15 protein-coding genes are annotated in these 20,385 nt (G+C 60.8%); 5 read left to right on the top strand and 10 right to left on the bottom strand.

Annotation, left to right across the window (positions count from 1 at the left end; all coding sequences use genetic code 11):
- Positions 1-75: 75 nt before the first annotated feature.
- A complete protein-coding gene (locus PSH78_RS09500) occupies positions 76-1,539 on the bottom strand; it encodes a glyceraldehyde-3-phosphate dehydrogenase (protein WP_305500011.1) in 1,464 nt (487 codons plus the stop codon).
- 168 nt (positions 1,540-1,707) lie between these two features.
- On the opposite strand from PSH78_RS09500, the gene mfd reads away from it, so the two are divergent.
- Genes mfd through PSH78_RS09485 form a run of 3 tightly spaced genes read left to right on the top strand, consistent with a single transcriptional unit; the run spans position 1,708 to position 8,439 of the window.
- A complete protein-coding gene (mfd, locus tag PSH78_RS09495) occupies positions 1,708-5,157 on the top strand; it encodes a transcription-repair coupling factor (protein WP_305500009.1) in 3,450 nt (1,149 codons plus the stop codon).
- 10 nt (positions 5,158-5,167) lie between these two features.
- The gene (locus PSH78_RS09490) at positions 5,168-5,734 is read left to right on the top strand and encodes a CsiV family protein (protein WP_305500007.1); all 567 of its coding nucleotides are present in this window, start codon (positions 5,168-5,170) and stop codon (positions 5,732-5,734) included.
- A gap of 11 nt (positions 5,735-5,745) precedes the next feature.
- Entirely contained in the window at positions 5,746-8,439 is a 2,694-nt protein-coding gene (locus tag PSH78_RS09485; protein WP_305500005.1) for a DEAD/DEAH box helicase, read from the top strand.
- A 119-nt stretch (positions 8,440-8,558) separates the two neighbouring features.
- On the opposite strand, the gene PSH78_RS09480 is transcribed toward PSH78_RS09485, so the two are convergent.
- The 3 genes from PSH78_RS09480 to PSH78_RS09470 all read right to left on the bottom strand — a co-directional run bounded on the left by PSH78_RS09480 (position 8,559) and on the right by PSH78_RS09470 (position 11,200).
- Positions 8,559-9,299, bottom strand: coding sequence for an S-methyl-5'-thioinosine phosphorylase (locus PSH78_RS09480; RefSeq protein WP_305500003.1), 741 nt, complete (start codon positions 9,297-9,299; stop codon positions 8,559-8,561).
- Positions 9,300-9,310: 11 nt separating this feature from the next.
- Positions 9,311-10,321: a beta-N-acetylhexosaminidase gene (gene nagZ, locus PSH78_RS09475; protein ID WP_305500002.1), complete on the bottom strand. Its 1,011-nt coding sequence runs from the start codon at positions 10,319-10,321 to the stop codon at positions 9,311-9,313.
- A 171-nt stretch (positions 10,322-10,492) separates the two neighbouring features.
- Positions 10,493-11,200, bottom strand: a complete 708-nt coding sequence (locus PSH78_RS09470) for a TetR/AcrR family transcriptional regulator (protein WP_305500001.1) — start codon at positions 11,198-11,200, stop codon at positions 10,493-10,495.
- Positions 11,201-11,441: 241 nt separating this feature from the next.
- Between PSH78_RS09470 and lexA the strand changes: the two genes are divergently transcribed.
- Together lexA and sulA are read left to right on the top strand one after the other, a co-directional pair.
- Entirely contained in the window at positions 11,442-12,050 is a 609-nt protein-coding gene (gene lexA / locus PSH78_RS09465) for a transcriptional repressor LexA (RefSeq protein ID WP_186609823.1), read from the top strand.
- Positions 12,051-12,060: 10 nt separating this feature from the next.
- Positions 12,061-12,534, top strand: a complete 474-nt coding sequence (gene sulA, locus PSH78_RS09460) for an SOS-induced cell division inhibitor SulA (protein ID WP_003199648.1) — start codon at positions 12,061-12,063, stop codon at positions 12,532-12,534.
- A 71-nt stretch (positions 12,535-12,605) separates the two neighbouring features.
- Here the strand turns inward: sulA and PSH78_RS09455 are convergent, their stop codons facing one another.
- The 6 genes from PSH78_RS09455 to fadB all read right to left on the bottom strand — a co-directional run bounded on the left by PSH78_RS09455 (position 12,606) and on the right by fadB (position 20,105).
- Complete coding sequence (locus tag PSH78_RS09455; RefSeq protein WP_003183419.1) at positions 12,606-12,839, bottom strand: hypothetical protein; 234 nt, start codon at positions 12,837-12,839, stop codon at positions 12,606-12,608.
- A 105-nt stretch (positions 12,840-12,944) separates the two neighbouring features.
- Positions 12,945-13,469, bottom strand: a complete 525-nt coding sequence (locus PSH78_RS09450; protein ID WP_305499996.1) for a DUF6586 family protein — start codon at positions 13,467-13,469, stop codon at positions 12,945-12,947.
- A 208-nt stretch (positions 13,470-13,677) separates the two neighbouring features.
- On the bottom strand, positions 13,678-16,290 hold the full coding sequence (gene topA, locus PSH78_RS09445) for a type I DNA topoisomerase (protein ID WP_305499995.1): 2,613 nt from the start codon (positions 16,288-16,290) through the stop codon (positions 13,678-13,680).
- Positions 16,291-16,405: 115 nt separating this feature from the next.
- Positions 16,406-16,642 (bottom strand): DUF1653 domain-containing protein, encoded by a 237-nt coding sequence (locus tag PSH78_RS09440; RefSeq protein WP_072389007.1) that lies wholly within the window; start codon positions 16,640-16,642, stop codon positions 16,406-16,408.
- 109 nt (positions 16,643-16,751) lie between these two features.
- Positions 16,752-17,927: an acetyl-CoA C-acyltransferase FadA gene (gene fadA, locus PSH78_RS09435; RefSeq protein WP_305499994.1), complete on the bottom strand. Its 1,176-nt coding sequence runs from the start codon at positions 17,925-17,927 to the stop codon at positions 16,752-16,754.
- Positions 17,928-17,957: 30 nt separating this feature from the next.
- Entirely contained in the window at positions 17,958-20,105 is a 2,148-nt protein-coding gene (gene fadB, locus PSH78_RS09430; RefSeq protein ID WP_305499992.1) for a fatty acid oxidation complex subunit alpha FadB, read from the bottom strand.
- Between the last annotated feature and the right edge of the window lie 280 nt (positions 20,106-20,385).

The raw sequence follows: 20,385 nt of genomic DNA, 5'->3' as shown, positions 1-20,385 counted from the left end.
CCAAACGACATAAACCCAGACAAAAAAACGCCCCGACAAGTCGGGGCGTTTTTTTTACCAGCAGCTAATGCTTACTTAGCGCGGAAACGCAGGCGGATTCACATCAGCCATGTCTTCCATTACGCGAACTACCTGGCAGCTGTAGCCGAACTCGTTGTCATACCAGACGTACAGGACGACACGATTGTCCTGGACGATGGTCGCTTCGGCATCGACAACGCCAGCGTGGCGCGAACCGACGAAGTCAGTGGACACCACTTCCTGCGAGTTGACGAAGTCGATCTGCTTGTGCAGGTCGGAGTGCAGCGCCATGTAGCGCAGGTACTCGTTCATCTCTTCACGAGTGGCGGCTTTCTCAAGGTTCAGGTTGAGAATGGCCATCGACACGTTCGGCGTCGGCACCCGAATGGCGTTGCCGGTCAGTTTGCCAGCGAGCTCAGGCAAGGCCTTGGCAGCAGCAGTGGCGGCACCGGTTTCGGTGATGACCATGTTCAACGCGGCGCTACGGCCACGGCGATCGCCCTTGTGGAAGTTGTCGATCAGGTTCTGGTCGTTGGTGTACGAGTGAACGGTTTCGACGTGACCGTTGATGATGCCGAACTTGTCATTCACGGCTTTGAGCACCGGCACGATGGCGTTGGTGGTGCAGGAAGCGGCGGAGATGATCTTGTCGTCAGCGGTGATTTCGGTGTGGTTGATACCGTGAACGATGTTCTTCAGCTTGCCCTTGCCAGGTGCAGTCAGGACAACGCGGTCGATACCCGGGCAGGCCAGGTGCTGGCCCAGGCCGTCGGCGTCACGCCATACACCGGTGTTATCCACCAGCAGGGCGTCCTTGATGCCGTACTGGGTGTAATCCACCTCGGTCGGGTTCTTCGCGTAGATCACCTGGATCAGGTTACCGTTGGCGGTGATGGTGTTGTTTTCTTCGTCGATGGTGATGGTGCCGTTGAAGGAACCATGCACCGAATCGCGGCGCAGCAGGCTGGCACGCTTGGTCAGGTCGTTCTCGGCGCCCTTGCGCACGACGATGGCGCGCAGGCGCAGGCCGTCGCCACCACCGGTTTTCTCGATCAGGATACGCGCCAGCAGACGGCCGATACGACCGAAGCCGTACAGGACCACGTCGGTACCTTTACGAGCCGAAGCGTTCTGCTGACCAACCACGTCAGCCATTTCTTCGCGCACGAACTGTTCGGCGCTACGGCCATTGGCTTCGTTACGGAATTTGAACGCCAGCTTGCCCAGGTCCACCGAGGCCGCGCCGAGCTTGAGCTCGCTCATCGCCTTGAGCAGGGGGAATGTTTCGTGGACGGAGAGTTCGCTGTCGTCGGAAGAACGGTGGCGAGCAAAGCGGTGGGCCTTGAGGATCGCGATGACAGACTGGTTGATCAGGCTGCGGCCATAGATCGAGCTCACCACGTTGTTATTGCGGTAGAGCTGACCGATGAGAGGGATCATCGCTTCTGCGAGTGCTTCACGATCAATCCATTCACCAAGACACTGGTCGGGCTTCTGAGTCACGGTAACCTTCCACATGTAGGGGCTGAAAAAAGGGGCTACATTATGCCGCCGAGTCATCGGCGGAGCAATGCGCGCCCGTCGCGCCGTGGTTTTGCGTTCCTGCAGCATAGTCCGCGACTGACAGAAGCCCCCTTCCCCCGCTACAATTGTCGACTTTGTCGCAACGCTGGAGCTCAACCTTCCGTGCCCGTTCTGCGTCTTCCGCTTCTCCCTGCCGCGGCAGGTAAACAGCACTGGGGCAACCTGCCCGGTGCCGCCCTGAGCCTGGCTATCGCCGAGGCTGCCAGCGCTGCAAAGCGCTTTACCCTGCTATTGACCGCCGACAGCCAAAGCGCTGAACGGCTGGAACAGGAGTTGGCTTTCTTCGCCCCGGATTTGCCAGTGCTGCATTTCCCGGACTGGGAAACCCTGCCCTACGACCTTTTTTCGCCGCACCAGGACATCATTTCCCAGCGCATCGCCAGCCTTTACCGGCTGCCGGAGCTCAGTCATGGCGTTTTGGTAGTGCCGATTACCACAGCCCTACATCGCCTGGCGCCGACCCAATTCCTGCTGGGCAGCAGCCTGGTGCTGGACATCGGCCAGAAGCTCGACGTCGAGCAAATGCGCACCCGGCTTGAGGCCAGCGGCTATCGCTACGTCGATACCGTGTACGAACACGGCGAGTTCACGGTCCGCGGCGCGTTGATCGACCTGTTCCCGATGGGCAGCAAATTGCCCTATCGCATCGACCTGTTCGATGACGAGATCGAGACCTTGCGCACCTTTGATCCGGAAAACCAGCGCTCCATCGACAAAGTGCAGTCGATCCGCCTGTTGCCGGCCAAGGAATTCCCCCTGCAGAAAGACGCGGTGACGCGTTTCAAGGCGCGGTTTCGCGAACGCTTCGACGTGGACTTCCGACGCTGCCCGATCTTCCAGGACCTGAGCAGCGGCATCACCCCGGCCGGTATCGAGTATTACCTGCCGCTGTTCTTCGAAGAAACCTCCACCCTGTTCGATTACCTGCCCCAGGACACCCAGGTGTTTTCCCTGCCCGGCATCGAGCAAGCGGCGGAAAACTTCTGGAATGACGTGCGCAACCGCTACGAAGAGCGGCGTGTCGACCCGTCCCGTCCTCTATTGCCACCCGCCGAGTTGTTCCTGCCGGTTGAAGACTGCTTCGCCCGCCTCAAGAGCTGGCCGCGCGTGGTGGCGAGCCAACAGGACGTGGAAACCGGCGTCGGTCGCGAACGCTTCCCCGCCAGACCGCTGCCGGACCTGGCAATCGAAGCCAAGGCCACGCAACCGTTGGCGGCCCTGGCCGGTTTCCTCGACCAATTCCCTGGCCGCGTGCTGTTCACCGCCGAGTCCGCCGGCCGTCGCGAAGTATTGCTGGAGCTACTCGAACGCCTGAAGCTGCGACCGAAGACTGTCGACAGCTGGCCGGATTTCGTCGCTGGCAAGGAGCGCCTGGCAATCACCATCGCGCCGCTCAATGACGGGCTGGTCCTGGATGATCCCGCCCTGGCACTGGTCGCCGAGAGCCCGTTGTTCGGCCAGCGGGTGATGCAGCGTCGCCGTCGCGAGAAGCGCGCCGACGCTGCCAACGACGCGGTCATCAAGAACCTCACCGAGCTGCGCGAGGGCGCGCCGGTGGTGCACATCGACCACGGCGTGGGCCGCTACCTGGGCCTGGCGACACTGGAGATCGAAAACCAGGCCGCCGAATTCCTCACTCTGGAATACGCCGAGGGCGCCAAACTCTACGTGCCGGTGGCGAACCTGCACCTGATCGCCCGCTACACCGGCAGCGACGATGCGCTGGCGCCGCTGCATCGCCTGGGCTCGGAAACCTGGCAGAAAGCCAAGCGCAAGGCCGCCGAACAGGTGCGCGACGTGGCCGCCGAATTGCTTGACATCTACGCCCGTCGCGCCGCGCGCGAAGGCTACGCGTTCGCCGATCCGAAAGCCGATTACGAAACCTTCAGCGCTGGCTTCCCGTTCGAGGAAACCGTCGACCAGCAGACCACCATCGAAGCCGTGCGCGCCGACATGCTCGCCCCCAAGCCGATGGACCGGCTGGTGTGCGGCGACGTCGGCTTCGGCAAGACCGAAGTGGCGATGCGCGCCGCGTTCATCGCCGTGCATGGCGGCAAGCAGGTGGCGATCCTGGTGCCGACCACCCTCCTCGCCCAGCAGCACTACAACAGTTTCCGCGACCGCTTCGCCGACTGGCCAGTGACCGTGGAAGTGATGAGCCGCTTCAAGTCGACCAAGGAAGTGAATGCCGCCGTGGCCGACCTGGCCGAAGGCAAGATCGACATCGTCATCGGCACGCACAAATTGCTCCAGGACGACGTGAAATTCAAAAGCCTCGGGCTGGTGATCATCGACGAAGAACACCGTTTCGGCGTGCGCCAGAAAGAACAGCTCAAGGCCCTGCGCAGCGAAGTCGACATCCTGACCCTGACGGCCACGCCAATCCCGCGCACGCTGAACATGGCGGTGTCGGGCATGCGTGACCTGTCGATCATCGCCACGCCGCCGGCCCGCCGCCTGTCGGTGCGTACGTTCGTGATGGAGCAAAACAAGAGCACGGTCAAGGAAGCGCTGCTGCGGGAGTTGCTGCGTGGCGGCCAGGTCTACTACCTGCACAACGACGTGAAGACCATCGAGAAATGTGCCGCCGACCTCGCCGAGCTGGTGCCGGAAGCCCGTATCGGCATCGGCCACGGACAGATGCGCGAGCGCGAACTCGAACAGGTGATGAGCGACTTCTATCACAAGCGTTTCAACGTGCTGATCGCCTCGACTATCATCGAGACCGGCATCGACGTGCCGAGCGCCAACACCATCATCATCGAGCGCGCCGACAAGTTCGGCCTGGCCCAGTTGCACCAGTTGCGCGGCCGGGTCGGCCGTAGCCACCACCAGGCCTATGCCTACCTGCTGACGCCGCCGCGCCAGCAGATCACCCCAGACGCGGAAAAGCGCCTGGAGGCCATCGCCAACACCCAGGACCTCGGCGCCGGCTTCGTGCTGGCCACCAATGACCTGGAAATCCGCGGTGCCGGCGAATTGCTCGGCGACGGCCAGAGCGGCCAGATCCAGGCCGTCGGCTTCACGCTGTACATGGAAATGCTCGAACGCGCGGTCAAGTCGATTCGCAAGGGCGAGCAACCGAACCTCGACCAGCCCCTGGGGGGCGGGCCGGAGATCAACCTGCGGGTGCCGGCGCTGATCCCGGAAGACTATCTGCCGGACGTCCATGCGCGGCTGATCCTCTACAAACGCATCGCCTCGGCCACCGACGAGGAAGGTCTCAAGGACTTGCAGGTGGAGATGATCGACCGCTTCGGGCTGTTGCCGGAGCCGACCAAGAACCTGGTGCGCACCACGCTGCTCAAGCTCAAGGCCGAGCAACTGGGCATCAAAAAAGTCGACGGCGGGCCCAACGGCGGCCGCATCGAATTCGAAGCCCAGACGCCGGTCGATCCGCTGGTGCTGATCAAGCTGATCCAGGGCCAGCCCAAACGCTACAAGTTCGAAGGCGCCACGATGTTCAAGTTCATGGTGCCCATGGAACGCCCGGAAGAGCGTTTTAATACCGTGGAGGCGCTGTTCGAGCGCCTCACTCCGACCACTGCTTGAAGGACGCCCAATGCGCCTGTTTCGCTCCTTGACGTTGTTGCTGACCCTGGTCGCCCCCCTGGCCTTCGCCGACGACCTGTATCAGGTGGAAATGATCCTGGTTCGCCAGAATGCCGAGCCGGCGATTCTCAGTCGCGCCGCGCCGGAAGACTGGGACGCCGGCGCACAACGCCTGCCCACGGACAGCCAGCGCACGCCAGCATTGGGCAATATCGTCGAAAAACTCAACGCCAGCGGCCAATACAGCGTGCTGATGCACAAGGCCTGGCAACAGAACCTGGGCGAACAGGGCAGCAAGGTCGCCGTCAGCGCCGGCGCCGAACAGTTTGGCCAGTTTCCCATCGAGGGCACCCTGGAACTGAAACTGGGCCGCTTTACCGACGTCGACGCCGACTTCTGGGTCAACCAGATCGACGCCAATGGCCTGGTCACCGCCAGCGAACGCCTCAAGCAACAGAGCCACACCAAGAACGGCCAGTTGAATTTCCTCGATAACGGTCACCTCGGCCTGCTGATCAAGATCACCTCGCTGACCGCGCCCGCGCCACGGCAGGCGCCCGAAGCGATTCCGGACTGACCGGCGCGCCTATGCCCTCGCCCCTGAGCAAACCCCTGGCACCCTCCTGGGTCAATCGATTCAAGGAACAAAGCCTGGAGCGCGGACGCCGATACGCGCTGGAAAATCGCGTCAGGATCGTCGAGACCGGAGACAGCACCATCATCGCCAGCTGCGAAGGCTCTGGCGGCAGCGTCTATCGTCAGACCATTCGCCTCAAGGAGTCAGCCAAGGGCACGCTGATCCTGCTCGAAGCGGCCTGCTCCTGCCCGGTGCGCATCAACTGCAAACATTGCGCGGCGGTCTTGTTGCAGGTCCAGGAAACCCTGGCCTACCCAGCCGCCGAGAAAGACGCGCATCTGCTGGAAAAACTCCAGACCGTGCTCGACAACCGCAGCCCCAAGGCCCCGCCGCAGGTGCTCGTGGACAACGTGCAACCGCTGCCGCGCCTGTGGCTGGCGAGTATCGAGTTCAGCGCTTTCGAGCCGCGCAACGGCAAGATGCAGCGCTACATCCAGCACCGCGCGGCCCTGTCCTTCAGCTACCTGGACGAATACGTCAGTGGCCAGCGCAACACCGACGTAATGATTCGCCAGGAAACCCAGACGCTGCGCATAAAACGCCAGACCGATGTGGAACAGTCCTACCGCGAACAACTGCGAATCCTCGGCTTCAAGGTCGCCACCCGGCAAAGCAAGGCGCTGCCGGAAAGCGCCGGCGAGCTTTACGAGATGGTCAACGACAGCGCCTGGCTGACCTTTACCCTCAATGACCTGCCAAAACTGCGCAACCAAGGCTGGGAGTTGCAGATCGACGAAGACTTCGGCTTCGACCTGACGGCCGTGGACGAGTGGTACGCCACCGTCGAGGAAACTCCGGAGCGAGACTGGTTTGATCTGGAACTGGGGATCATCGTCAACGGCGAGCGCTTGAGCCTGCTGCCGATCCTGCTGAACCTGATGCGCTCGCACATCGAGCTGTTCAACCCGGAACGCCTGGCCCGGCGCCGCGATGACGAACTCATCCTGGTCAACCTGCCGCACCGTCCCAATTCGGAATTCGGCCCGCAGCAAGTGGCCCTGCCCTATGGACGCCTGAAGCCGGTGCTGGCGACCCTCGGCGAGTTTTACCTGCAAGAACCCGGCACCATCAAACTGCGCCTGAACAGCGCGGACGCCCTGCGCCTGAACCCGCTGCAAGACATGCCGCTGCGCTGGGAAGGGGGCGAACACATCCGGGGCCTGGCCCAGCGGCTGCGCGACATCAAGGACTACACCGCGGCGGCACCGGAAGGCTTGAACGCAACGCTGCGGCCCTATCAGCTCGAAGGCCTGAGCTGGATGCAATCGCTACGACAACTGGAGGTTGGCGGCATTCTCGCGGATGACATGGGCCTGGGCAAAACCCTACAGACCCTGGCGCACATCCTTAGCGAAAGAAACGCCGGCCGCCTCGACAGGCCGTGCATGGTGGTGATGCCGACGAGCCTGATTCCCAACTGGCTCGATGAAGCCAGCCACTTCACCCCGCAGCTCAAGGTATTGGCCCTGTACGGCGCCGGACGCAAGAAACATTTCGAGCGGTTGGCCGATTACGACCTGATCCTGACCACCTATGCATTGCTGCCCAAGGATGTCGAGCGCCTTAAAGCGCAACCGCTGCACGTATTGATCCTGGATGAAGCCCAGTACATCAAGAACCCCACCAGCAAGGCCGCCCAGGCCGCCCGTGAACTCGATGCCCGGCAGCGGTTGTGCCTGTCCGGGACACCGCTGGAAAACCACCTGGGTGAATTGTGGTCGCTGTTTCATTTCCTGTTGCCGGGCTGGCTCGGCGACATCAAGGAATTCAACCGCGACTACCGCGTGCCGATCGAAAAACGCGGGAGCGCCGCACGATTGCAGCACCTTAACGGTCGGATAAAACCGTTTCTGCTGCGCAGGACCAAGGAACAGGTGGCAACCGAATTACCGCCCAAGACCGAGATCATCCATTGGGTCGAACTCAGCGACGCCCAACGGGATGTCTATGAAACCATGCGCCTGGCGATGGACAAGAAGGTGCGTGACGAGATCACCCGCAAAGGCGTGGCGCGCAGCCAGATCATCATCCTCGAGGCGCTGCTCAAGCTGCGCCAGGTGTGCTGCGACCTGCGCCTGATCAGCGACGCCGCCCTGCCAGCCCGAGGCAGTGCGTCGGGCAAGCTCGACAGCCTGATGGAGATGCTCGAGGAGTTGTTTGAAGAAGGTCGGCGGGTGCTGCTGTTTTCCCAGTTCACGTCCATGCTGGCGCTGATCGAAGACGAACTGAAAAAGCGCGGTGTGGAATACGCCATCCTGACCGGCCAGACCCGGGACCGACGCACTCCGGTGAAGGAATTCCAGAGCGGCAAGCGGCAGATTTTCCTGATCAGCCTGAAGGCCGGCGGCGTGGGTCTGAACCTGACGGAAGCGGACACGGTGATTCACTACGACCCGTGGTGGAACCCGGCCACCGAAAACCAGGCAACCGACCGCGCTTATCGCATCGGCCAGGAGAAGCCGGTATTCGTCTACAAGCTGATAGCCCGGGGAACAGTGGAAGAAAAGATCCAACTGCTGCAGAAGGAAAAGTCCGATCTCGCGGCCGGCGTGCTGGATGGGCGCGTGGCCGGGGACTGGAAACTGCAGAACGAAGACATCGAGGCCTTGTTCGCACCGCTGCCGGATAAGCTGGAGAAGCGCTGAGGTTCGTTTATGCCTGTGGGAGCAGCCCGCTCGCGATGGCTACTGCACAGCCACCCTCGTAACAACGGTTAGCCGCTTCGCGAGCAGGCTCGCTCCCACCCTGCGTCAAGATGACCGGTTCAGCCTGCCGCTAGCACCCGCGCCAAGGTCGACTTCACCTTCCCCATCCCGTCATGCAGCGCCTGCTCGATCTCGGCCATGGTGATCACCGCCGTGGATTTGCCTGCCGCCGGGTTAACCACCAGAGCCAGGCACGCGTAGTCCAGCTCCAGCTCGCGAGCCAATGCTGCTTCCGGCATGCCCGTCATGCCGACGATGTCGCAACCATCACGCTCCAGGCGGGCGATTTCAGCCACCGTTTCCAGGCGCGGCCCCTGCGTGCAGGCATAGACGCCGTGGCTGCTGTAGCCGCAGCCCTCGGCGGCCAGGGCGGCAATCAACTTCTGGCGCAGCGTCTCCGTGTAGGGATAGCTGAAATCGATATGGGTAACCGCTTCCAGGTCATCGGCAAAATACGTGTGCTGGCGGCCACTGGTGTAATCGATCAACTGATGGGGCACGCAGAAATGTCCGGTGCCCATCGCCGCGTGGATCCCGCCCACGGCGTTGACCGCCAGGATGGCCTCGGCACCCGCCTGCTTCAGAGCCCAGAGATTGGCGCGATAGTTGACCTGGTGCGGCGGAAAACGATGAGGATGGCCATGACGGGCCAGGAACAGCACCTCACGCCCGGCATATTCGCCAATCTGCACGTCGGCCGATGGCGCGCCATAGGGCGTTTCCACCGCCAGGGACTGGCGAATGGTCAGGCCTTCCAGCTGGGTCAGGCCAGTGCCGCCGATAATTGCGTAAACGGTCATGACAAACGTCCTTAATCGATCAGTTGGGCAGCTTTTAATGCGCCGATCGCTGTCAGCCAGCGTGGATCCTGGCGATACTCGATACTTGCGAAGGCTTGGCCACGCATGCGGGCGATCCGCGCCGACGGCTTGATCTTCAAGCGCTGGGCGGCGCTCAAAGCCAACTCTGCGGCAGCGCGGTCGTTGCACACCAATCCCATGTCGCAACCGGCGGTCAATGCAGCCTCGATACGACTCGCGGCATCACCCACCACATGGGCACCGGCCATTGACAGGTCATCACTGAAAATCACCCCGTCGAACTGCAACTCGCCCCGCAGGATGTCCTGCAGCCAACGTCGGGAAAACCCGGCCGGGCTGGCATCGACTTGCGGATAGATCACATGGGCAGGCATCACGGCGCCAAGCTGCTTGCTCAGCCTGGCAAACGGCAGCAGATCGTTGGCGCGGATCTGTTCCAGGCTGCGCTCATCATTGGGGATGGCCACATGGGAATCCGCCTCGGCCCAGCCGTGCCCAGGAAAATGCTTGCCCGTGGCGGCCATGCCCGCGGTGTTCATGCCCCGAATGAAGGCACCGGCCAGCAATGCGGCGCGTTCGGGATCGCCCTCGAATGAACGACTGCCAACCACGGCACTGCGCTGATAATCGAGATCCAGCACCGGGGCGAAACTCAGATCGAGGCCGACCGCCAGCACCTCGGTGGCCATGATCCAGCCGCATTGTTCGGCCAGGTATTCGGCATTCGGGTTATCGGCAATGGCCCGCATCGCCGGCAGACGCACGAACCCTTGGCGCAGGCGCTGGACACGCCCCCCTTCCTGATCGACCGCCAGCAACAGGTCGGGACGAATGGCGCGGATCGCCGCACTCAGCTCGCGCACCTGGCGCGGATGCTCGATGTTGCGAGCGAAGATGATCAAGCCGCCCACTTCGGGCTGACGCAACAGATGGCGATCCTCGGCCGTCAGCCAGGTACCGGCGACGTCCACCATCAACGAGCCTTGCAGGCCAGCAGTCATAGCAATTCCTTAATAACGATGGATGCGCACGGCGACGCTTGCACGATGACGCCGCCAGGCTCCAGGCCTGGCAGGTCGCGCATCGGCGATGAAATTTGATACGAACTCAAAGGCAGAATCAGCATGGGCGGCTAGCTTAGCGGATGTAAGCAGCCGCGCCCACCCGTGGCCTTACGCCTTGGCGAGCGCCGGGACGGATTTGCTGCGAGGACGCAACTGCGCTGTCGCCATTGCCTCATCTGTGACGCCGCTTTCGGCACGCATGCCGGCGGCCAGGAATGGCACCATCAGACGCATGACCTGTTCGATGGATGTATTCACGCCGAAATCGGTTTCGGCGATGGCCCGCAGCGCCTTGATCCCGGACATGCTGAACGCAGCGGCGCCAAGCATGAAATGCACGCGCCAGAACAGTTCGATCGGTGGTATGCGTGGCGCCGCTTCATTGACCAGCAGCATGTAGCGACGGAACACTTTGCCGTACATGTCTTCCAGGTAGCGCCGCAGGTGACCCTGGCTTTGACTGAAGGCCAGGCCCAAAAGGCGCATGAAGATGGAAAGATCATTGCCACTGCGTGGCTGGACCACGAGGGCCTGCTCGACCAGGATCTCGAGCAGCTCTTCCAGGGTGGGCTTGACGTCAGGCTTGGCCTGACGACGTTCCAGTTCACGGTCGAGGCTGATACAGAACGGCCCGAGGAAACGTGAGAACACCGCCTGGATCAGCGCCTTCTTGGAACCGAAGTGATAGTTCACCGCAGCCAGGTTCACCCCGGCCTTGCTGGTGATCAGACGCAAAGAGGTTTCGGCAAAACCTTTTTCCGCGAACAACTGCTCGGCAGCATCGAGAATGCGTTCAACGGTTTCCGACTGGGCCATGGCTACTCCGCCTGACAAACACTTGTTTGAAACATACGTTTCAGCCCTGGGCTTGTCAAGCCTGCCGGGACGTTTTGCGAACGCTCGGTCAGCTATTTAACCACACCTTCATCCGGGCTGTAGCCCTGCCCTTCATAGCGGCCGAAACGACCGTCGAGCGGCGCACGAAAAAAGGGGCATTGCCAAGCGGCTCGCACTGTATATAATCCCAGTCACTGTATAAAAAGACAGAGCGATCGATATGCTAAAGCTGACGCCACGCCAAGCAGAGATTCTGGCCTTCATCAAACGTTGCCTCGAAGACAATGGCTACCCGCCAACCCGCGCGGAAATCGCTCAGGAATTGGGTTTCAAGTCGCCCAACGCGGCGGAAGAACACCTCAAGGCACTAGCTCGCAAGGGCGCGATCGAGATGACGCCCGGTGCCTCGAGAGGCATTCGCATCCCCGGTTTCGAAGCCAAGGCTGACGAAACCACGTTGCCGATCATCGGCCGCGTAGCCGCTGGCGCTCCGATCCTAGCCCAGCAGCACGTTGAAGAATCCTGCAACATCAACCCCTCGTTCTTTCACCCAAGGGCTGATTACCTTCTTCGCGTGCACGGTATGAGCATGAAGGATATCGGCATTTTCGACGGCGACCTTCTGGCTGTTCACACCACCCGCGAGGCTCGCAACGGGCAGATCGTGGTGGCGCGCATCGGCGACGAAGTCACCGTCAAGCGGTTCAAGCGCGATGGCAGCAAGGTCTGGCTGATAGCCGAAAATCCCGAGTTCGCCCCCATCGAAGTGGACCTGAAAGATCAGGACCTGGTCATCGAAGGCTTGAGTGTCGGCGTCATTCGCCGCTAAAGGAGGCTTTATGCAATTCCCTCACACACCACAGCACACGCAACTTCCGCTGTTCGAGGCATTCATGGCCCAACCGCTGGTTCCAGTCCTGAAAGAGGTCATCGAATCGCCTTGGGGCGTCGAGCCCGAGGCCTTCAGCGAATTGTCGTTGCGTGGTGCGGCCGGGAATTGCCTGAACCTGCTGGCACCTATTCTGCGGGAGTTGAGCCAGGACCAGGACGCTCGCTGGCTGACGCTGATCGCGCCACCCGCCAGCGTTACCCAGGCCTGGTTGCGGGATGCCGGTCTCAATCGCGAGCGGATCCTGCTATTGCAACCGCGCGGCACACAGAGCGCCCAGCAATTGACGTGCGAAGCGTTGCGCCTGGGTCGCAGTCATACGGTGGTCAGCTGGCTCAATCCCCTGACCGCGACAGCTCGCCAACAGTTGATCAGCGCCGCACGCACCGGGGACGCACAAAGCCTGAATATTCGATTGGGCTAAGACAAACGCAGGGCTTCTCCAGGGCAGAGAAGCCAGAACAGCTACCAGATCTCAAAAGTTACCGAACGGGATCAATGAAGAACCCGTGGCCCCTCTTCCTTGTTGAATTCGCCTTCAACCAGGCGGCCGGCCATTTGGACACCCACGCTCAGCATCGCCTTGGCGACCTCAACGTGTTGACCTTGCAGGAATACCTTGGCGTCCTCAGAGAAGTTCAGGGTAACCAGAGACCCCTCGTCTTCGGCCCGGCGCAGCTCGATGCGGCCATCAGGAAGCTCGACAATTTCTAGAAAGGACGTAGGCATAAAAGTCTGTTCTCCACGAAAGGCGGGGATTATATAGTCATCGGCCAGGCTTCGCTCGGGATCTTGACCAAGCGTCGTTAGCGAACGTTACGGGACGGACTGAACTCAGCACTCGTTCAACCCTTCGCGAAAGCGAATGGCCAGGTTCTTGAGATTCTGCCGCCAGCTCTCCAACTCTTCCCGATTCAGCTCTTGCTCTGGCTCTTCTTCGTCAAGATTGACCGCCACGATCAGCGGCTGGGTCACGTCGCCCTTGGGCTTGCGCGGAGCCCGTGGTGGCTGGAACAGCGCCTGGTGGGCGGCCAGCAATCTGGCCAGCCAGGTTTCGGGGTTCTGCGCCAGCTCGACCATTTCGGCCAGCTCCGGAATTGCGATGGTTTCCAGCACCTCACGAGTCAACACCAGCTCGGCCCGTGACGCATTCGCCTGGGGCAAGCGATAAAAACCGGCGATTTCGTGGCACAGGCCCAACAACGCACCGTACAGATGAAACAACGCTGATTCGCGTCCCGCCTGGATCAGCGCGGGGGAATTCATTGCACGCCCATCCTCCGCCCGCGCAAGCGCTTCAAGCGAAAGGCCGGCGAAATAAATTTTCTGATTGGTGCGGGTATAGAGTTCGTGGGCCATGGCGGCATCTCCCCAACGAAATAAAAGCGTCACGCAGGTGCGACAGTGTCGTGGATCAACCGAGGCCACTGCAAGCCAAAAACAGCAAGGCCGCATGGAAACCTATAGGTTGTCATGCGGCCTTTTTTTGCCTGAAGTGTAGGACGACGACCACGTCGGCGAGCGAGGGCAAGCTCCCTCGCCATCAAAGGCCCTCAGGCCATCCCGATCAGCGCTTGTCTTCGACGGTCCACTTGCCGCCGTCGTAAAACGCCTTCCAGCCGGTAGGCTTGCCGTCAACCTCGGTCTGCACGTATTGCTCCTTGGTCTTGCGGCTGTAGCGAATCACCGCCGGGCGGCCGTCCGGATCTTTCTGCGGTGCGTCGCAAAGGAAGTGATACTTCGGATCGATTTCGTCCTTGTGCGGGACGATCTCCATGACCAACGGCGCACGGGTTTCACGATTTTTCGGGAACTGGCTCGCCGCCAGGAACAGGCCAGAAGCCCCGTCGCGCAAGATGTAGGTGTCATTGACCTTCTCGCACTTGAGCTCGGGCATCTTCACCGGGTCCATTTTTGGCGGTGCCGCATCGCCGCTCTTGAGCAGCTTGCGGGTGTTCTTGCAGGTCGGGTTCGTACAACCGAAGAACTTGCCGAAACGCCCGGTCTTGAGCTGCATCTCGCTGCCGCACTTGTCGCATTCCAGGCTCGGACCTTCATAGCCCTTGATGCGGTAGCTCCCCTCTTCGATCTCGTAACCGGCGCAATCCGGGTTGTTACCGCAGATGTGCAGCTTGCGCTTTTCATCCAGCAGATAGGCGTCCATTGCCGTGCTGCAGATCGGGCAGCGATGCTTGCCGCGCAGCACCAGGGATTCCGATTCACCTTCGTCGTCCGCAGCGATTTCATCACCGGGCACCAGGTTGACCGTTGCCTTGCAGCGTTCCTTTGGCGGCAGGCTGTAGCCCGAGCATCCGAGGAAAACGCCGGTCGAAGCCGTGCGGATCTGCATCGGTCGGCCGCAGGTCAGGCATGGAATATCAGTCATCACCGGCTGGTTGGCGCGCATGCCACTGTCAGGGCTTTCTGCCACTTCGAGCTTCTTCTTGAAGTCGCCGTAGAACTCGTCGAGCACGTTTTTCCAGTCCCGCTCACCCTGGGCCACGTCATCGAGGTTCTCTTCCATGCCGGCGGTGAAGCCGTAGTCCATCAGGTTCGAGAAGCTCTCGGACAGGCGCTCGGTCACGATGTCGCCCATCTTTTCCGAATAGAAACGACGGTTGTGCAGCGCCACGTAGCCGCGATCCTGGATCGTCGAAATGATAGCCGCATAAGTCGAAGGGCGACCGATGCCACGCTTTTCCATTTCCTTGACCAGACTGGCTTCCGAATACCGCGCCGGCGGCTTGGTGAAGTGCTGGGTCGGATCCAGCTTGAGCAGTTTCATCACGTCGCCCTGGGCCATGTCAGGCAGGACATCGTCATCCCCCGGCTTGGTGATCTGCGGCATGACACGGGTGTAGCCGTCGAATTTCAGGATACGGCCCTTGGCACGCAGCTCGAAGTCGCCAGCACCGACGCTGACGGTGGTCGACAGGTATTGGGCCGGCAGCATCTGGCAAGCCAGGAACTGGCGCCAGATCAGCTCGTAGAGACGCTCGGCATCGCGCTCCATGCCAGACAGCTTGCTCGGCGTGGTATTGGCGTCGGATGGACGAATTGCTTCGTGAGCCTCCTGGGCGCCTTCCTTGCTGCTGTAGACGTTTGGCGTTTCCGGCAGGTATTTCTTGCCGAACTCGCTTTCTATATAAGTGCGCGCCATCGCCACGGCATCGACCGAGAGGTTGGTCGAGTCGGTACGCATGTAGGTGATGTAGCCTGCTTCGTACAGACGCTGGGCCATCATCATGGTTTTTTTCACGCCGAAGCCCAGGCGGTTACTCGCGGCCTGCTGCAGCGTGGACGTGATGAACGGCGCCGAAGGCTTGCTGCTGGTGGGCTTGTCTTCACGCTTGACGATGCTGTAGTTCGAAGCCTTGAGCTTCTCCAGCGCGGCCATGGCCTGCGCTTCATTGAGCGGCTTGAAGGCCTCGCCTTTCTCGCGGGCCACTTCGAAGCGCACGGTGGCGCCCTTGGCGGTACCCAGATCAGCGTGGACTTCCCAGTATTCTTCAGGGATGAACGCGCGGATTTCCCGCTCGCGCTCCACTACCAGTTTCACCGCGACCGATTGTACACGTCCGGCGGACAGGCCGCGGGCGATCTTGGCCCATAGCAATGGCGAGACCATGTAGCCCACCACGCGGTCAAGGAAACGTCGCGCCTGTTGGGCGTTGACCCGATCGATATCCAGCTCGCCCGGCTGGGAGAAGGCTTCCTGGATGGCCTTCTTGGTGATTTCGTTGAACACCACACGCTTGTAGCGGCTGTCATCACCACCGATGGCTTCGCGCAGGTGCCAGGCAATGGCTTCCCCTTCGCGGTCCAAGTCCGTCGCGAGATAGATGGTGTCGGCATCCTTGGCGAGCCGGCGCAGCTCTTCGATGACCTTTTCCTTGCCCGGGAGGATCTCGTACTTGGCTTTCCAGCCGTGTTCCGGATCAACCCCCATGCGCGAGACCAGCTGCTTGCGCGCCTTTTCCTTCGGCGACAACGCTGGCGCTTCGCCCGCGGCAGCCTTGCCGCGCTTGGCAGCAGGCTCTTTGCTGGCGCTAGCCGAACCGCTGGTGGGCAGGTCTCGGATATGGCCGATACTCGACTTCACCACGTATTGGTTACCCAGATACTTGTTGATGGTCTTGGCCTTAGCCGGGGATTCCACAATGACCAGCGATTTGCCCATGGATCAGAAAATTCCTGAATTCTAAAAAGTGAAAGGCGGTTGGCGCCTGACGCGGCACCGCTATATATAGTGGCTGCAAGGTGAGGTCAAGGGCAGGCTCGCCCTCATGTCGGCCTCAAGGCCTGGAAAAAATGCTCTCCTCGGCCTGCACCAAAGCAAAGCGTGGCACCTGTTCGCCGTCAACCTCGACGGACTCCTGGAACATGCTCAACGGACGCACCCAGAAACCGTAATCGCCATACAGGGCTTGATAGAAGACCACTTCTTCCTCGGTCTCGGAGTGCCGCGCGATACTGAATACGCGGTACTGCGGACCTTTGTAATGTTGGTAGAGCCCAGGTTGTATCGGCATGCTTTGGCCCTCGCTGAATCTTTCCAAAATAAAAACAAAATTTTTCTTGTTGAAAACCCAGAAAAACAAAAACCGGGGCACTTGGCCCCGGCTTCCATCGACGTGACGCTTAGATGCGCTCGAAGACGGTGGCGATGCCTTGGCCGAGGCCAATGCACATGGTGGACACCCCAAAAGTGCCGCCGTTCTGCTTCATGACGTTGAGCAGCGTGCCGGAGATACGCGCACCGGAGCAGCCAAACGGATGACCCAGGGCGATGGCGCCGCCGTGCAGGTTAACCTTCTCGTTCATCTTGTCGAGTATTTTCAGATCTTTCAGCACTGGCAGGGCCTGTGCGGCGAAAGCTTCGTTGAGCTCGAAGAAGTCGATGTCGGAGATGCTCAGGCCCGCGCGCTTCAAGGCTTTCTGCGTGGCCGGTACTGGACCATAGCCCATGATTGCGGGATCCACACCGGCGACGGCCATCGAACGAATCACCGCCATCGGCTGGATGCCCAGGTCCTGGGCACGCTGGGCCGACATCACGATCATGCACGAGGCACCATCGGTGATCTGCGACGAAGTACCAGCTGTCACGGTGCCGCCCTTTGGATTGAAGGCCGGCTTCAACGTCGCCAGGCTTTCCAGGGTGGTTTCCGGACGAATGGTCTCGTCGTAGTCGAACAGCTTCAGGAAGCCGTTCTCGTCGTAACCCTGCATCGGGATGATTTCATCCTTGAACTTGCCTTCCACCGTCGCCTTGTGGGCGAGCTGGTGGGAGCGCACGCCAAAGGCGTCCTGCTGTTCGCGGGTGATGCCGTGCATCTTGCCGAGCATTTCCGCGGTCAGGCCCATCATGCCCGAAGCTTTTGCCGCGTACAGCGACATGTGCGGATTCGGATCGACGCCGTGCATCATGCTCACGTGGCCCATGTGCTCGACACCGCCGACGACGAATACATCACCGTTGCCGGTCATGATCGCCTGGGCGGCGGTGTGCAGCGCGCTCATGGACGAACCGCACAGGCGGCTGACGGTCTGGCCGGCCGCGGTGTGAGGGATCTGGGTCATCAGCGAAGCCATGCGGGCGATGTTCCAGCCCTGCTCCAGGGTCTGGTTCACACAGCCCCAGATCACGTCCTCGACCTCGTTGGGGTCGACCTTGGCGTTGCGCTCCAGCAGCTTGCTGATCAGGTGCGCCGACATGTCCTCGGCACGGGTGTTTCGGTGCATGCCGCCCTTGGAGCGGCCCATCGGCGTACGACCGAAGTCGACAATCACGACGTCTCTAGGATTCAAGCTCATAAATGTTCTCTCGCTCTAGTCGTTGGGCGCTTAACCGAAGAAACGCTGGCCGTTCTTGGCCATTTCACGCAGCTTCGCGGTCGGGTGGTACAGCGCGCCCAGATCAGCGTACTGGTCAGCCAGGGCAACGAACTCGGCGACACCGATCGAATCGATGTAGCGCAGCGCACCGCCACGGAATGGAGGGAAACCGATACCGTAGACCAGACCCATGTCGGCTTCGGCGGCGGTTTCGACAATGCCGTCTTCCAGGCAACGCACGGTTTCCAGGCACAGCGGGATCATCATCCAGTTGATGATGTCCTCGTCGGTGACTTCGCGCTGCTCGTAGACGATCGGCTTGAGCACTTCCAGCACCGACGAATCGGCGACTTTCTTCTGCTTGCCGCGCTTGTCGGTTTCGTAGGCGTAGAAGCCCTTGCCGTTCTTCTGGCCCAGACGCTTGGCTTCATAGAGCACGTCGACAGCCGAACGGCGATCATCCTTCATACGATCCGGGAAGCCTTCGGCCATGACATCGCGACCATGGTGGCCAGTGTCGATGCCAACCACGTCCATCAGGTACGCCGGGCCCATCGGCCAGCCGAATTTCTCCATGATCTTGTCGATGCGCACGAAGTCCACGCCGGCGCTGACCAGCTTGGCGAAACCGCCAAAGTATGGGAACAGCACGCGGTTGACCAGAAAGCCCGGGCAGTCGTTGACCACGATCGGGTTCTTGCCCATTTTTTTCGCGTAGGCCACCGTGGTGGCGATCGCGTGCTCACTGGACTTCTCGCCACGGATGACTTCCACCAGCGGCATCATGTGCACCGGGTTGAAGAAGTGCATGCCGACGAAGTTTTCCGGACGCTTGAGGGCCTTGGCCAGCAGCGAGATGGAAATGGTCGAGGTGTTCGAGGCAAGGATCGTGTCCTCCTTGACCTTGTCTTCGACTTCAGCCAGTACCGCCTGCTTGACCTTCGGGTTCTCGACAACGGCTTCGACCACCAGGTCGACATGGCCGAAATCGCCATAGGACAGCGTCGGGCGAATGCCGTTGAGCACTTCGGCCATCTTCGCGGCGGTCATGCGACCTTTGTCGACACGGCCGACCAGCAGCTTGGCAGCTTCGGCCAGGCCTTGTTCGATGCCTTGTTCGTTGATGTCTTTCATCAGGATCGGCGTGCCCTTGGACGCCGACTGGTAGGCGATACCACCGCCCATGATGCCAGCACCCAGCACAGCCGCCTGCTTCACGTCGCGAGCGATTTCGTCGTAGGCCTTGGCCTTTTTCTTCAGCTCCTGATCGTTGAGGAACAGGCCGATCAGGCTTTGCGCAGCCGAGGTCTTGGCCAGTTTGACGAAACCGGCGGCCTCGACTTCCAGGGCCTTGTCGCGACCGAAGTTCGCGGCTTTCTGGATGGTCTTGATGGCTTCGACCGGCGCCGGGTAGTTCGGGCCAGCCTGGCCGGCGACGAAACCCTTCGCGGTTTCGAAGGCCATCATTTGTTCAATGGCGTTGAGCTTGAGCTTTTCCAGCTTCGGCTGGCGCTTGGCCTTGTAGTCGAACTCACCACTGATGGCGCGCTTGATCGTCTCAAGGGCCGCTTCCTGGAGCTTGCCAGGTTCGACCACGGCATCCACGGCGCCGACTTTCAGCGCGTCTTCGGCACGGTTTTCCTTGCCCGCGGCAATCCACTCGATGGCGTTATCGGCACCGATCAGGCGCGGCAAGCGCACGGTACCGCCGAAGCCCGGGTAGATGCCCAGCTTGACTTCCGGCAGGCCGATCTTGGCGGAGGTGGACATGACACGGTAATCGGCCGCCAGGCACATTTCCAGGCCGCCACCCAGGGCGATGCCGTTGATGGCCGCAACCGTTGGCACACCAAGGTCTTCGAAATCGCTGAAGATACGGTTCGCTTCGAGGTTGCCTGCGATCAGTTCGGCATCGGGCAGCTTGAAGTTGTCGACGAATTCGGTGATGTCGGCGCCGACGATGAACACGTCCTTGCCGCTGCTGACGATCACACCCTTGATCGAAGCATCTGCCTTGATAGTGTCCACGGCCTGACGCAGTTCGTTCAGGGTTAGACGGTTGAACTTGTTGACGGACTCACCCTTGAGATCGAACTTCAGTTCGACAATGCCACTTTCAAGAGCCTTAACCGTGATGGCTTTACCTTCGTAAATCATCAACTGATCTCCACGATATGGAAGCTGAACAGTACACGTTGAACGCTGACCGCTGGTTCGGCATGGACATTACCGTCGATGCTACGCCAATCCGCCAGGCACACCCGCCAACGCGATCGTCGGGTTCTGTAGGAACGTTCTGAAAATACAAACGCTCAATTCATACGCCCGTTTGATTTGGGTACGTCACCTTCACGGAATTTCCGTCAATTGTCAATCGCCCTAAACAAGCGCTTGAACGCGACTTTATGGTCATTTCCGTACCGTTCGGATCCGCAAC

It is taken from the genome of Pseudomonas sp. FP198 (genome assembly GCF_030687895.1).
Taxonomy (GTDB): Bacteria; Pseudomonadota; Gammaproteobacteria; order Pseudomonadales; family Pseudomonadaceae; genus Aquipseudomonas.
Note: the sequence above shows the minus strand (reverse complement) of the source record. Positions and strands in the feature narration are given on the sequence as shown.